The sequence below is a fragment of the Microbacterium sp. HJ5 genome (genome assembly GCF_054824025.1).
In genome coordinates, this window is record NZ_JSYE01000040.1 from 19,162 (window position 1) to 32,537 (window position 13,376).

Annotated in this window: 11 protein-coding genes; 5 read left to right on the plus strand and 6 right to left on the minus strand. The window is 72.0% G+C overall.

What is annotated here, in order from left to right:
- Positions 1-50 precede the first annotated feature (50 nt).
- Entirely contained in the window at positions 51-1,127 is a 1,077-nt protein-coding gene (locus tag OB08_RS15645) for a Glu/Leu/Phe/Val dehydrogenase family protein (RefSeq protein ID WP_461476350.1), read from the minus strand.
- A 191-nt stretch (positions 1,128-1,318) separates the two neighbouring features.
- On the opposite strand from OB08_RS15645, the gene OB08_RS15650 reads away from it, so the two are divergent.
- Both OB08_RS15650 and OB08_RS15655 read left to right on the plus strand, forming a co-directional pair.
- A complete protein-coding gene (locus tag OB08_RS15650) occupies positions 1,319-2,116 on the plus strand; it encodes a class I SAM-dependent methyltransferase (protein ID WP_461476352.1) in 798 nt (265 codons plus the stop codon).
- Positions 2,117-2,166: 50 nt separating this feature from the next.
- Positions 2,167-2,649, plus strand: a complete 483-nt coding sequence (locus tag OB08_RS15655) for a YbaK/EbsC family protein (RefSeq protein ID WP_461476353.1) — start codon at positions 2,167-2,169, stop codon at positions 2,647-2,649.
- A 30-nt stretch (positions 2,650-2,679) separates the two neighbouring features.
- On the opposite strand, the gene OB08_RS15660 is transcribed toward OB08_RS15655, so the two are convergent.
- Genes OB08_RS15660 through OB08_RS15675 form a run of 4 tightly spaced genes read right to left on the minus strand, consistent with a single transcriptional unit; the run spans position 2,680 to position 7,979 of the window.
- Positions 2,680-4,617: a glycogen debranching N-terminal domain-containing protein gene (locus tag OB08_RS15660; protein ID WP_461476355.1), complete on the minus strand. Its 1,938-nt coding sequence runs from the start codon at positions 4,615-4,617 to the stop codon at positions 2,680-2,682.
- Positions 4,614-5,525 carry a carbohydrate ABC transporter permease gene (locus tag OB08_RS15665; RefSeq protein WP_461476357.1) on the minus strand — a complete coding sequence of 304 codons (912 nt, stop codon included), beginning with the start codon at positions 5,523-5,525 and terminating at the stop codon, positions 4,614-4,616. Before OB08_RS15665 ends, OB08_RS15660 begins: the two co-directional genes overlap by 4 nt.
- Positions 5,522-6,700: a carbohydrate ABC transporter permease gene (locus tag OB08_RS15670; protein ID WP_461476359.1), complete on the minus strand. Its 1,179-nt coding sequence runs from the start codon at positions 6,698-6,700 to the stop codon at positions 5,522-5,524. Before OB08_RS15670 ends, OB08_RS15665 begins: the two co-directional genes overlap by 4 nt.
- 4 nt (positions 6,701-6,704) lie before the next feature.
- Positions 6,705-7,979, minus strand: coding sequence for a sugar ABC transporter substrate-binding protein (locus OB08_RS15675; RefSeq protein WP_461476361.1), 1,275 nt, complete (start codon positions 7,977-7,979; stop codon positions 6,705-6,707).
- A 194-nt stretch (positions 7,980-8,173) separates the two neighbouring features.
- Here OB08_RS15675 and OB08_RS15680 point away from each other — a divergent pair, with 194 nt between their 5' ends.
- Complete coding sequence (locus OB08_RS15680; protein WP_461476363.1) at positions 8,174-9,184, plus strand: LacI family DNA-binding transcriptional regulator; 1,011 nt, start codon at positions 8,174-8,176, stop codon at positions 9,182-9,184.
- Between the two features lie 12 nt (positions 9,185-9,196).
- On the opposite strand, the gene OB08_RS15685 is transcribed toward OB08_RS15680, so the two are convergent.
- The gene (locus OB08_RS15685) at positions 9,197-10,015 is read right to left on the minus strand and encodes an IclR family transcriptional regulator (RefSeq protein ID WP_461476365.1); all 819 of its coding nucleotides are present in this window, start codon (positions 10,013-10,015) and stop codon (positions 9,197-9,199) included.
- Positions 10,016-10,076: 61 nt separating this feature from the next.
- Between OB08_RS15685 and hutH the strand changes: the two genes are divergently transcribed.
- Complete coding sequence (gene hutH / locus OB08_RS15690) at positions 10,077-11,648, plus strand: histidine ammonia-lyase (RefSeq protein WP_461476367.1); 1,572 nt, start codon at positions 10,077-10,079, stop codon at positions 11,646-11,648.
- Positions 11,645-13,321 (plus strand): urocanate hydratase, encoded by a 1,677-nt coding sequence (gene hutU, locus OB08_RS15695; protein ID WP_461476369.1) that lies wholly within the window; start codon positions 11,645-11,647, stop codon positions 13,319-13,321. Before hutH ends, hutU begins: the two co-directional genes overlap by 4 nt.
- The last annotated feature ends 55 nt before the right edge of the window (positions 13,322-13,376 follow it).

Sequence of the window (13,376 nt, forward strand, 5' to 3'; positions counted from 1 at the left end):
GAATGCCCCGGGCCGCGGCGAACGCCGCCCCGAGGCATCCGTCATCGCGTTCAGACGGCGAGGGCGTGCCCGCGCTCGCCCGCGGCGAGGCGCTCGGCGGCGAGACCCTCGGCCGCCTCGAGCGGCGTCACACCGCGCGACTCGGCCTCGTCGAAGATGCGCCGCACGGTGTCGCCGATCTGGGCGACGCGGTCCATGACCTCGGTGCGCGTCCCGATCTTCTTCGCCTCGAGGTCGAGGTAGATCACGCCGCCGGCGTTCACGACGAAGTCGGGGGCGTAGAGGATGCCGCGTCCGGCGAGCCGGTCGGCGCCGGCGCGCGCCGCGAGAGGGTTGTTCGCCGGACCGCAGACGGCCTTCGCGTCGAGCGCGTCGATGACGTCGTCGGTGAGCAGCCCGCCGATGCCCGCCGGCACGAACACGTCGGACGGCACGAGGTGCTCCTCGCCCGGAACGCTCCAGTCGGCGCCGAGCTCACGCGCGAGGTCGCGCTTGGCGGGGTTCACGTCGGTCACGGTCAGCGTGGCACCCTCGGCGGCGAGCCGTACCGCGAGGCGGCTTCCGACCTGCCCGAGGCCAGAGATCGTGATCCGACGGCCGGCGATGTCGGCCGAGCCGGTCACGCGTTCGAGCGTCGCCCGCAGCGACTCGTACACGCCGAGGCTCGTCGGCCCGGCGGGCTCGCCCGAACCGCCGACGGCGTCGGGCAGGCCGACCACGTGCTCGGTGCGCTCGCTGACGACGAGCATGTCCTCGGTCGTCGACCCCACGTCCTCGGCCGTGCGGTAGAGACCGCTGAGCGACTCGACGGCGTCGCCGAGGTCGAGGAAGGCGGCGCGGCGGCGCTCGGCGTCGAGAACGGTGCCCTCAGGAAGGGCGATGACCGACTTGCCGCCGCCGGCGTCGAGGCCCGCGGCCGCGTTCTTCAGCGTCATGGCCGCGGAGAGGCGGAGCGCGTCGCCGAGGGCGTCGCTCCAGTGGGGGTAGGTCCACAGGCGCGCGCCGCCGAGGGCGGAGCCGAGCACGGACGAATGCAGTGCGACGGTGATGAACAGTCCGCTCCGGCGTCCGGTGATCACCTCCACGCGCTCGTGCGTGAAGTCGGGCAGGGGCAGGGTGTGCGTCATCGCGTTCTTCCTTCGGCGGGCCTTGTGGGCAGTGCGCTGCGGACGCCGCGGCGTTGCGGCATCCACCTCCATTGGAACATCATCGCGCGAAGTGTTCAACCGCCGTGCCGAACGTCACGCAGATTGCGACGTCCGTGCAAGCCGCCGTCACAATCCTGCGTCAGTGTGCGCAACGGAGTACCGTCTGGTCCATGCCCGACGCGTACACCCACGGTCACCACGAGAGCGTGCTGCGGGCGCACCGCTGGCGCACGGCCGAGAACTCCGCCGCCTACCTGCTGCCGCACCTGCGCCCCGGCCTGTCGGTGCTCGACGTCGGCAGCGGGCCGGGCACGATCACCGCGGATCTCGCGCGTCTCATCGCACCAGGGCGAGTCGTGGGAGTGGATGCCTCGGCCGAGGTCGTGGCCGAGGCGAACGCCGACCATCCGGCCGACAACCTCGCCTTCGAGGTCGCCGACGCCTACGCGCTCGAGTACGACGACGGCGAGTTCGACGTCGTCCATGCCCACCAGGTGCTCCAGCACCTCGGCCGTCCCGTCGACGCCCTGCGCGAGTTCGGCCGCGTCGCCGGCGCCGACGGACTCGTCGCGGTGCGCGACGTCGACTACGAGGGCACGATCTGGTTCCCGCTCCTGCCGGGCCTCGCGGAGTGGCACGAGCTCTACCTCGCGACCCACCGCAGCGTCTCGGGCGAGCCCGCCGCCGGTCGCCGCCTGAAGTCGTGGGCGCTGGAGGCCGGCCTCGCCGACGTCCGCTCGACGGCGACGCTGTGGCTGTTCGAATCGCCCGCCGACCGGGCGTGGTGGGGCGGCGCGTGGGCCGACCGCGCCCTCCAGTCGTCGTTCGCCACCGCGGCCAAGGCGATCGGGGCGGATGACGCCCAGCTGCAGCGCATCTCCCACGCGTGGCAGGAGTGGGCGGTCGTCGACGACGGGTGGCTGCTCATGCCGCACGCCGAGATGCTCGCGCGCGGCACCGCGCCCTGACCTCTCTGCGCGCGGTGCGCCACGGCATCGACCCCTCGTAGGCTGAGCGGGTGACCGCACCGAACGACCTCCCCGCCCGCAGCCGTCTCGTCCACGACTCCCTGCGCGCCGCAGGCATCCCGGGCGACATCGTCGTGCTGCCGGATGCCGCGTCCACCGCCGCGCTCGCGGCTGCCGCCCTCGGCATCGAGGTCGGAGCCATCGCCAACAGCCTCGTGTTCTGGTCCGACGGTGAGCCGCTCCTGGTGATGACGAGCGGCGGTCACCGCGTCGACACGGCCGCGCTCGCCAGCCGTCTCGGACGCGGGAAGATCCAGCGCGCGACCCCCGAGCAGGTGCGGGACGCCACCGGCCAGGCGATCGGCGGAGTCGCCCCCACGGGGCATCCCGCCCCGCTCGTCACGATCGTCGACGAGGACCTCGCCGGCTTCGACGAGATCTGGGCCGCCGGCGGCACCCCGCACACCGTCTTCCCCCTGACGTTCGACGAGCTCGTCCGGGTGACGGGTGGCACGATCTGGAAGGTCGACTGAGCGAACCCCGCCTTCCCCGCTGCGTGAGCCTCAGTCCGCGCCCAGGATCTCGAGGCACACGACGGCCGCGGCGGCCGACCACGCCTGGGGGCGGCACGCCGCCGGATACGGCGTCGGCACCGAGCTCTCGGTCGCCGGATCGCCGGCGTGCAGTTCGGGCACGCGATAGCCGAACCCCTCGGCGGCCGAGAGCAGGTCGTCCGCGACCAGCCGCGCGGCATCCTCGAGCCCGGCGACGTGGAGCCCGCGCGCGATGATCGCCGTGTCGTGCACCCACACGCTGCCCCCGTGATACGACAGCGGCCAGTACCCCGAAGCCCCGGTCGACATCGTGCGGATGCCGAATCCCGACGACATCGAGTCGCCCAGCAGCAGCCCGGCGACGGCGCGCTCCTCCTCGGGGTCGAGGAGTCCGGTCCCCAGGAGGTGCCCGATGTTGCTCGTCAGCGAGTCGACCGGACGCTTGTGCCGGTCGAGGGCGATCGCCGGATAGCGGCCCTCCGGAGTCTCCACCCAGTACGCCTCGCGAAAACGACTGCGCAGTGCGGCGCCCCACGCGCGCAGCTCAGCGGGGGAGAGTGCGCCCTCGTCGGCGTCGCCGAACTCCGAGAGCAGGTCGGCGCCGGCGAGCACGGCCTCGTACGCGTATCCCTGCACCTCGCACAGCGCGATCGGACCCTCGGCGAGACGGCCGTCCCGCCACTGGATCGAGTCGCCCGAGTCCTTCCATCCCTGGTTCGCCAGCCCGCGCCCCGAGCGGTCGATGTAGTCGAGGAAGCCGTCGCCGTCGCTGTCTCCGAACTCGAGGATCCACCGCAGCGCGCCGCGCAGCGCAGGCATCAGCGCGTTCACCTCGGATGTCGGCATGCCGGCCCGCCACGCGTCGGCGAGCGTGCACACCCACAGGGGCGTCGAGTCGACGCTCCCGTAATAGAGCGGCGGCAGCACGACGTCCTCGCCCGGGATCTCGAGGGCACCCGAACGCAGCTCGTGGAGGATCTTTCCCGGCTCCTGCGCGGTCTGCGGGTCGTCCTGTGTGCCCTGCATGCTCGCCAGAACACGGAGAGTGGATGCCGCGATCCCCGCGTCGAGCGGCAGGGAGAGCCGCGCCGCCCACAGCGAGTCGCGGCCGAAGAGTGTGAAGAACCACGGCGCTCCCGCCGCGAAGAACGCGTCCGCCGTGCCGCCGCCGCTGTCGCCGTGGTCGTCGGCGAGCGTGAGGCGCAGCGCGTCGAGGTCGCCCAGCGCGACGTCGAGCCAGCGGTCGAGGCGCGGGTGGGCGGTCGCGCCCGGCCGCGCCGACGTGCCGGTCCAGCGATCGACGGCGCCGTGAACGACGAGCGACGCATCGCGCAGCTCGAGCGAGAAGCTCACCGTGGTGCTCGCCCCCGGCGCGACGCGCACCGCCCAGTGCGCGGTCAGTCCGCCGCCGGCGACGGCTACCGTTGCCCCGGGGGCGGTCAGGGTGAACGACCTGTCGCCCGCGCGGAGGGAGGCCGCGGCATCCGTCACTTCGATCTCGACGTGCTCAGCGACGGCGACCCCCGCCTTCACGTCGTGCAGGGAAGCGAACTCGGGCTCGATCGTCAGGGCCAGCGTCGTCTCGATCGGCGTGGTGAGACGCGAGGCGAGGGTCCAGGTCTCGGTGAGCACGCCGTCGGACACGCGGCGATCGCGCAGCAGGCGCACCTTCGGGTCGGGCGTCGCATCGTCGATGCCGCGCAGCAGCCCACCGAACACGACGCGCGACGGACCGTGCGGCGAGGTCGAGATCCACTCCACGGGCGAGTCGGAGCACTCGGCCGCGAGCGCACGGACGTGGCGCACGTCGCCGTGGTAGACGCCGTGGATCGGCCGCACCCCGATCGCGCCGGCGCGATCCGACCAGACCTGGGTCGGCGCGCGCAGCACGATGACCGCGTCGTCGAGAAGGGGCTGGAGGGGCCGTGGATCCTCGGTCGTGGTCATCCCTTGACCGCCCCCTCGGCCGTATTCATGATGTGCCGCTGGAAGATGAAGAACATCACCGCGACGGGGATGGTCATGATCGCCGCGGCGGCGAGCTTGATCGGATACTGCTGGCCCTGGCCGAGCTGGTTCGACGCGAGTGAGGCGACGCCCTTCGTGAGCGTCGTGAGCTCGGGCGACTGCGTCGAGACGATGAAGTGGCTCAGCTCGTTCCACGATCCCTGAAACGACAGGATCACGATCGTGATGAGCGCCGGCCGCGCCATCGGCAGCACGACGGACCAGAAGATGCGGAACGCGCCGGCCCCGTCTATGCGGGCCTGCTCCTCGACCGAGACCGGGATCGACTCGAAGAAGTTCTTCATGATGAACACTCCCGCGGCGTCGACGAGCAGTGGGACGATCATGCCCGCGTACGAGTCGTACATGCCGAGCTGGTTGATCACGAGGAACTTCGGGATCAGCAGCACGACCGCCGGCACCGCCATGACCGCCACGACCGCGGCGAACACCAGCCCGCGACCGCGGAACTCCAGGCGTGCGAGCGCGTAGCCCGCGAGGGAGACGAAGAACACGCGGCCGAGCGTCACGCAGATCGTCACGATCGCCGAGTTGGCGAACCACACCGGGTAGTCGCTCGTGCCGAACAGCCGCTCGTACGCCGCGAAGGTGAAGGTCTCCGGGATCAGCGAGACCGGATCCGCCGTCGCCTCCGCCTCGGTCTTGAACGACGTCGCGACCTGCACGAGGAACGGATAGATGTAGATGAGGGCGAGGATCACCAGCAGCGCGTACAGCAGGATCTGCCACACGATGCGCCGCGACAGCAGCCTCTGACGGGCGGGCTTCTCGAACTGCGGCTTCTCCTGGTTGAGCACCAGCGATTCGGACAGCGTCGTGCCGGTCATCGCCCGTCCTCCTTCGTCTCTGTCGGCTCGGGGACGGTGGGGACGCGGGCGGATGCCGCGACCGCGGGCGACGCCGTGGAGGGCCGCGGCGGCAGCTGGTACTGGCGCGCCCGGCGCTTCGACACCGGCCGCTCGCGCAGCACCCAGCGCTGGAACGCCGTGAACGCCACGATGATCGCGAACAGGATGAACGCGATCGCCGCGCCGATGCCCCAGTCCTGATCGAGGAAGGCGGCGGTGTACGACAGGTAGGCGGGGGTGACCGTCGTCTTGCCCGGCGCGCCCTGCGTGCCGGTGTAGATCTGGTCGTACACCTGCCAGCAGCCGATGAGGCCGAGGGTGATCACGGTGAAGAGCGTGGGCCGGAGCTGGGGGAGTGTGACGCGCCAGAAGCGCTGCCACCCGTTGGCGCCGTCCATCATCGCCGCCTCATGGATCTCGCCCCCGATGTTCTGGAGGGCGGCGACGAACAGGAGCATGAAGGTGCCGCTCGTCGTGAAGACCGCCATGAAGATCAGCGCGGTCATCGCCACCGACGGACCGGCCATCCACTGCCACCACGACAGACCCAGGAAGTCGTTCTCGGTCAGCCACTGCGGACCCTCGGTGACGCCGATCGTCGCGAGTCCGTTGTGGATGATGCCGCTCGGGTCGTTGAACCAGTTGGGTCCGTTGATGCCGATCCACGACAGGACCTCGTTGACGACACCGGACGCGGAGAACAGGAACAGCCACAGCACGGTGATGGCGACGGTGCTCGTCACCGACGGGAAGTAGAACGCGGTGCGGAAGAAGCCGCGGCCGCGGAGGATCGCGCGATTGACCAGCACTGCGAGGAACAGCGCCAGCGCGGTCTGGAGCGGTACGACGAGCAGCACGTACCAGGCGTTGTTGCGCAGGGCGATGCCGAAGTCGCGGGTCGGAAGGCCGCCGTCGACGGTGATGGCGGCGTAGTTGTCGAGGCCGACGAAGCTGACGCGTTCCGAGAACGGGCTGCCGCGACCGGACCAGTCGGAGAAGCTGACCCACAGTGCCATCAGCACGGGGATCAGGAGGAAGACGCCCAGGATGAGGAGCACGGGACCCGTGAACACCCACCCGGCCAGCGCCTCCCCCCGCCGGAGCCCGTTGCGGGGGCTCCGGCGGCGGGAGGGCGCTGTCGCTGACGCGGTCATGCGGTCAGCCCACGACCGCTTCGACGTTGGACTGGACCGTGTCGAGGATCTCCTGCGGGTCGCCGGCCTTCAGCCCCTCGAGCGAGGCGTTGAAGTCGGTGATGACCGCCGCGATGCCGTCGTTCGTCGGAACGCCCTTCGCGTAGTCGGCACCGGCGAGGAACGCCGCCATGTCGGGGTTGTCGGCTGTCCACTGCTCTGCTGCGGACTGCACCGACGGCATCGGACCGAACGCCTCCGAGAAGGCGAGCTGCTGCTCTGCGCTGGTCAGGTACTGCACCAGCTCGAGTGCGGCCTGCTGGTTGGGGCTGTCGGCGGCCATGCCCCAGCAGTTCGTGAACTGCATGGTGCCCTTGCCCGCCGGGCCCTCGGGGAGCTCCGCCACGACGTACTCGACGTCGGGGAAGTCGTTCGTCATGGCCCCGGTGATCCAGTTGCCCTCGATGGTCATCGCGGACTTCTCCTGGCCGAAGGCCTCGCCGCCCCAGCCGGCGCCGAGGTCGATCGTCGCGTACGCGAACGAGCCGGCGTCCATCTGCTCCTGAACGTAGGTGAGCGCCTCGACGTTCTCCGGGCTGTTCGCGACGGCCTCGGTGCCGTCGTCGCTCACGAGCTGCCCGCCCGCCTGCGCCATGAAGGCGCCGAGCCGCTGGTACTCGGCTCCGAACGCGAGCCCCGTCACGCCGTCGCTGGTGAGCGTCGCCGCCACATCGGCGAGCTCGTCCCAGGTCGTCGGAATGTCGTCGTCGGTCAGGCCCGCGGCATCCCACAGTCCCTTGTTGATGATCAGCTGCAGCGTCGAGAAGTCCTTCGGCGCGCAGTAGAACTGGTCGTCGACCGTGAAGTTCTGCACCAGCGACGGGTAGAAGTCGTCCTTGTTCTCGAGCAGATCGCCGTAGGCGACGAGCGAGCCGTTGCCCGCGTAGCCCGCGAGCGCCTCGGTCGCGAGGTAGAACAGGTCCGGCGGGGAGCCGGCTGCGAAGCCCTGAGAGAGCTGCTGGGGCAGGTCGTTCGCGACCTGAACGGATGCCTCGACGCCGGACTCCTCCGACCATGCGGCGACCGCCTCCTCGACGGCCTGCGTCTCGGCGTCGCCGGACGAGCCGATGAGGATGCTGAGCGCGTCGTCGGACGACGTGAGCTCGCTCGCCTCGCCATCGCCCGTGGCGCCGCCGCCGCCGTCGTCGTCGAAGCCGGAGCCGCACGCGGTGAGCGCGAGCGTGCCGGTCAGGAGCAGGGCTCCCGCCCCGAGCCAGGTGCGCGTGATGTGCCGTGTCATGAGTCTCTTCTCCTTCGATGAGCTGTGACGGGTCACTCTCGACCCCGATGACCGTCGCGATGGCGAGGCAATTTGAACGATCAAAGTTTCGTGCGAGACTCACGGTAGGAAACAGGGCGGCGTCCTGTCAAGGGCCTCGACAGCCCCATAGGATGACGTGCGATACCGCGATCGGACCGGCGAGGAGGCTGCACATGGCGAGGCTGCCCACCGTCGAGGACGTCGCCGCGGCGGCCGGTGTCTCGCGTCAGACGGTCTCGAACGTGCTCAACAGCCCGGCGATCGTGAAGGAATCCACGCGAGAGCGGGTGGAGCGTGCGATCGCGGAGCTCGGATACCGCCCGCACATGGCGGCGCGGCGCCTGCGCACCCGGCGGAGCTCGACCATCGGCATCCATCTCGACCCCTACGCCGGCGGCATCTCGGGCGTGGTGCTCGACCGATTCGTGCACGCACTGACCGAGCGCGCGGGCGACCGGGGGATGCGCATCCAGCTCTACGCGGCACGCAGCCCCGCCGAGGAGATCGCGCGCATGGGCGAGTTGACCGACGGCGGTGAGATCGACGCCGTCGTGATCACCGGCACGTTCCACGGCGATCCGCGCACGCGCTGGCTCGCCGAGCGTGCGGTGCCCTTCGTGGCATTCGGTCGCCCGTGGGGCGACGACGACGTCTCGGATCCCGCGCACTTGTGGGTCGACGTCGACGGCGCCGCCGGCACGCGCGCCGCCACCGAGCACGTCCTCGCCGTCGCAGGCCCCCGCGCGGCGTTCCTCGGCTGGCCCGTCGGCTCGGGAACGGGTGACGACCGCGAGCGCGGCTGGCGCGAGGCCATGACCGCAGCCGGGATGGCGGGCGAGCGACTCTCGTGCGAGGAGAGCGTCGGAGGTGCGCGCACCGTCGCCGCCGAGCTGCTCGCGCGCGATCCCGACGTCGACGGCATCGTGTGCGCCAGCGACTCGCTCGCGATCGGCGCACATCTCGCCGCCGCGGCGGCGGGCCGGCCGACGCTGCCCGTCGTCGGCTTCGACAACACGCCCGCGGCCGAGGCCATCGGCCTGAGCAGTGTCGAGCAGCTTCCCGAGCAGGTCGCCGCGGGCGCGCTCGATCTGCTCATGGGGCCCTCCGGGAACGCGGTCGATCCCCGCCCGGCCGCCGCGGGCGAGGCGCACGTGCTCGTCGAGCCGCGGCTCGTCGTGCGGTGACCTCGCCGGCGTTCAGCCGCGGCCGATCCGGCGTTCCAGTTCGGCGGCCGCCTCGGCGATGAGCCTGCCCAAGGCCGCCTCGTCGCGCTCGGCGTCGACCGGCCACGTGAGGGCGATCGCGGCGGCGGGCCACCCCGCGTGGTCGCGCACGGCGACGCCGACCGAACGCAGGCCGAGTGTGACCTCGCCGTCCTCGACGGCCCACCCGCGCGCCCGCACCTCGCGCAGCACGTCGCGCAGCTCGGCCGGGCGCGACGGACCACGCCCCGTGCGATCGGCGAAGGCCGAGGCATCCGGATACAGTGCCCGCACCTGCTCGCGGGGGAGAGCCGCGAGCATCGCGCGGCCCGTCGCGGTCAGATGCGCGGGAAGGCGCACGCCGACATCGGTGACGAGCGCCGGGCGGCGGGGCGCGCGCTCCTCGACGATGTAGAGCACGTCGCGACCCGTCATGACGGCGAGGTGCGCGCTCTCTCCGGCGCGGTCGGCGAGAGCCGCGACGAGCGGCCGGCCGAGGCGCGCGAGCGGCTGCTGACGCGAGTACCCGCCCGCCAGCTCGAACGCGGCGGTGCCGAGACCCCAGCGCCGCTCGGCCGGCAGGTGGATCACGAAGCCGTGCACCTCGAGCGCGGCGAGGAGGTGGTAGACGCTCGACCGGGGGATCGAGAGCGAGGTCGCGATCGTGCTCGCCGCGACGGGACCGCGCTGACGCGCGAGGAACGACAGGATCCGCAGCGTCTGATCGGCCGCGGGCACCTGGGGTCGGGGCGCCTGCGGCCGGGGAGGCGGGTGGCCCGCGGGCTGCGCGCGCTGCGCTTCGCTGTCTGGCATGACAGACACAGGATCCCACCGCGGCCTGTCGCGCGCCACCCCGGCGGTGTGGAATCGACGCATGACCACCGTCTCCGACCTCCGTTCGGGCGTCGTCACCGTCGGCGCGGCACCCCTGCGTCCCGAGGACGTCGTCGCCGTCGCGCGCCACGGCGCCACGGTCGAGATCGCTCCCGAGGCGCTCGCCCGCGTCGCCGCGACCCGCGCTCTCGTCGAGGGCCTCGCCGACGACCCCGACCCGCACTACGGCATCTCGACCGGCTTCGGCGCGCTCGCGACCACCTTCATCGCCCCCGAGCGCCGCATGCAGCTGCAGGCCAGCCTCATCCGCTCGCACGCCGCGGGCACCGGCCCCGAGGTCGAGCGCGAGGTCGTCCGCGCGCTGCAGCTGCTCCGCCTCCAGACGCTCGCCACGGGCCACACCGGCGTCCGCCCCGTCGTGGTCGAGACCTACGCCGCCATGCTCAACGCCCGCATCACGCCCCTCGTGCGCGAGTACGGCTCGCTCGGCTGCTCCGGCGACCTCGCCCCCCTGTCGCACGTCGCGCTCGCCGCGATGGGCGAAGGACGCGTGCGCGACGCCTCGGGCGACGAGCTCGACGCGGCCGACGCGCTGGCCGCGGCATCCGTCACCCCTCTCGAACTGCGCGAGAAAGAGGGACTCGCCCTCATCAACGGCACCGACGGCATGCTCGGGATGCTGCTGCTCGCACTCCACGACCTGTCGATGCTCCTCGACACGGCGGACGTCGCGGCGGCGATGTCGGTCGAATCGCAGCTCGGCACCGATGCCGTCTTCGCCGCCGACCTTCAGGCGCTGCGGCCCCAGGTGGGACAGGCGGTCTCGGCCGCGAACCTGCGCACGGTGCTCGCGGGATCGCCCATCGTCGCGTCTCATAAGGACCCCGCCGTGTGCACGCGCGTGCAGGACGCCTATTCGCTGCGGTGCTCGCCTCAGGTGCACGGCGCAGCGCGCGACACCGTCGAGCACGCCCGGCTGATCGCCTCGCGCGAGCTCGCGGCGGCCGTCGACAACCCCGTCATCACCGACGACGGCCGCGTCGAGTCGAACGGCAACTTCCACGGCGCGCCGGTCGCGTACGTGCTGGACTTCCTCGCGATCGCCGTCGCCGACGTCGCCTCGATCTCGGAGCGCCGCACCGACCGCGCGCTCGACCCCGCCCGCAGCCACGGCCTGCCGCCGTTCCTCGCCGACGAGGTCGGCGTCGACTCGGGGCTCATGATCGCGCAGTACGCCGCAGCGGGGATCGTCTCGGAGCTCAAGCGGCTCGCGGTTCCGGCATCCGTCGACTCGATCCCGTCCTCCGCGATGCAGGAGGACCACGTGTCGATGGGATGGGCGGCGGCCCGCAAGCTGCGCCGCGGCATCGACGGGCTCGCCCGGGTGCTCGCGATCGAGGTGCTCACCGGAGCACGCGCGCTCGACCTGCGCGCACCGCTCGAGCCGGGAGCCGCGACCGGCGCGGTGCGCGACCTCGTGCGCGGCGCCGGCGTCGCCGGCCCCGGCCCCGACCGTTTCCTGTCGCCCGAGATGGAGGCCGTGACCGCGCTCGTCGCCTCCGGCGCCGTCGCGGCGGCCGCCTACTCGCACACCCCCGAGGAGTCACGATGACCACGACCGACACCGCCGCCCGCACAATCCGCGCCGCTCGCGGCGCCGAGCGCACCGCCAAGAGCTGGGGCGCCGAGGCCGCGAAGCGCATGCTCATGAACAACCTCGACCCCGAGGTCGCCGAGCACCCCGAAGACCTCGTCGTCTACGGCGGCACGGGCAAGGCGGCGCGCAGCTGGGAGGCGTTCGACGCCATCGTGCGCACCCTCGACGAGCTCGAGCCCGATGAGACGCTGCTCGTGCAGTCCGGCAAGCCGGTGGGCGTGTTCCGCACGCACGAGTGGGCACCCCGCGTGCTCATCGCCAATTCGAACCTCGTCGGCGACTGGGCGACATGGCCCGAGTTCCGCAAGCTGGAAGAGCTCGGCCTCACGATGTACGGGCAGATGACCGCCGGATCGTGGATCTACATCGGCACGCAGGGGATCCTGCAGGGCACGTACGAGACGTTCGCCGCCGTAGCGCGCTCGCTCGGGCGCGACGACCTGTCGGGCACCCTGACCCTCACCGGCGGCGCCGGCGGCATGGGCGGCGCGCAGCCGCTGGCCGTCACCCTCAACGGCGGGACGGTGCTGATCGTCGACGTCGACGAGTCGCGCCTCGCGCGCCGCGTCGAGCACGGCTACCTCGACGAGTACACGACCGACCTCGACGCGGCCATCGCACGCGTCGTCGCAGCCAAGGAGGCCGGCGAGGCGCTCAGCGTCGGCGTGGTCGGCAACGCCGCGGAGGTCTTCGGCGACCTGCTGCTCCGCCACAAGGCGGGCGAGCTCGCGGTCGACATCGTCACCGACCAGACGAGCGCCCACGACCCGCTGGCCTACCTGCCGGTCGGCATCGCCTTCGAGGACTGGAAGGCCGAGGCATCCCGCGATCCCGAAGGGTTCACCGCCCGCGCGCGCGGCAGCATGGCGAAGCACGTCGCGGCGATGGTCGGATTCCAGGATGCCGGCGCCGAGGTCTTCGACTACGGCAACTCGATCCGCGCCGAGGCGCAGCTCGGCGGGTTCGAGCGCGCCTTCGCGTTCCCCGGCTTCGTGCCGGCGTACATCCGTCCGCAGTTCGCGGAGGGCCGCGGACCGTTCCGGTGGGTCGCGCTCTCGGGCGACCCCGAGGACATCCGCAAGACCGACCGCGCCGTCATGGAGCTCTTCCCCGAGAACGCCGGCCTGGTGCGCTGGCTCGAGAAGGCCGGCGACGCCGTGCACTTCGAGGGCCTGCCCGCCCGCATCTGCTGGCTCGGGTATCAGGAGCGCCACCTCGCGGGCCTGAAGTTCAACGAGATGGTGGCGTCGGGCGAGCTCTCCGGGCCGATCGTCATCGGGCGCGACCACCTCGACTCGGGCTCGGTCGCCTCGCCCTATCGCGAGACCGAGGCGATGGCCGACGGCTCGGACGCGATCGCCGACTGGCCGCTGCTCAACGCGATGCTCAACACGGCGTCAGGCGCCGCGTGGGTGTCGATCCACCACGGCGGCGGCGTCGGCATCGGCCGTTCGATCCACGCCGGCCAGGTCACCGTCGCCGACGGCACCGCGCTCGCCGCCGAGAAGCTCGCGCGCGTGCTCACCAACGACCCCGGCACCGGAGTCATGCGCCACGTCGATGCGGGGTACGACCGGGCCAAGGAGGTCGCGCGCGAGCGCGGGCTGCAGGTGCCGATGCTGGACTGACCCGGCTGCGGTGCCGCTCGCTGGTGCCTGTCGACGTTGGATGTCCCACTTCCTG

Coding starts and splice junctions, on each gene's coding strand:
- OB08_RS15650 (WP_461476352.1), top strand. CDS start 1,319: ATGCCCGACGCGTACACCCACGGTCACCACGAGAGCGTGCTGCGGGCG.
- OB08_RS15685 (WP_461476365.1), bottom strand. CDS start 10,015: ATGCCAGACAGCGAAGCGCAGCGCGCGCAGCCCGCGGGCCACCCGCCT.
- OB08_RS15670 (WP_461476359.1), bottom strand. CDS start 6,700: ATGACCGCGTCAGCGACAGCGCCCTCCCGCCGCCGGAGCCCCCGCAAC.
- OB08_RS15645 (WP_461476350.1), bottom strand. CDS start 1,127: ATGACGCACACCCTGCCCCTGCCCGACTTCACGCACGAGCGCGTGGAG.
- OB08_RS15665 (WP_461476357.1), bottom strand. CDS start 5,525: ATGACCGGCACGACGCTGTCCGAATCGCTGGTGCTCAACCAGGAGAAG.
- hutU (WP_461476369.1), top strand. CDS start 11,645: ATGACCACGACCGACACCGCCGCCCGCACAATCCGCGCCGCTCGCGGC.
- OB08_RS15680 (WP_461476363.1), top strand. CDS start 8,174: ATGGCGAGGCTGCCCACCGTCGAGGACGTCGCCGCGGCGGCCGGTGTC.
- OB08_RS15675 (WP_461476361.1), bottom strand. CDS start 7,979: ATGACACGGCACATCACGCGCACCTGGCTCGGGGCGGGAGCCCTGCTC.
- hutH (WP_461476367.1), top strand. CDS start 10,077: ATGACCACCGTCTCCGACCTCCGTTCGGGCGTCGTCACCGTCGGCGCG.
- OB08_RS15660 (WP_461476355.1), bottom strand. CDS start 4,617: ATGACCACGACCGAGGATCCACGGCCCCTCCAGCCCCTTCTCGACGAC.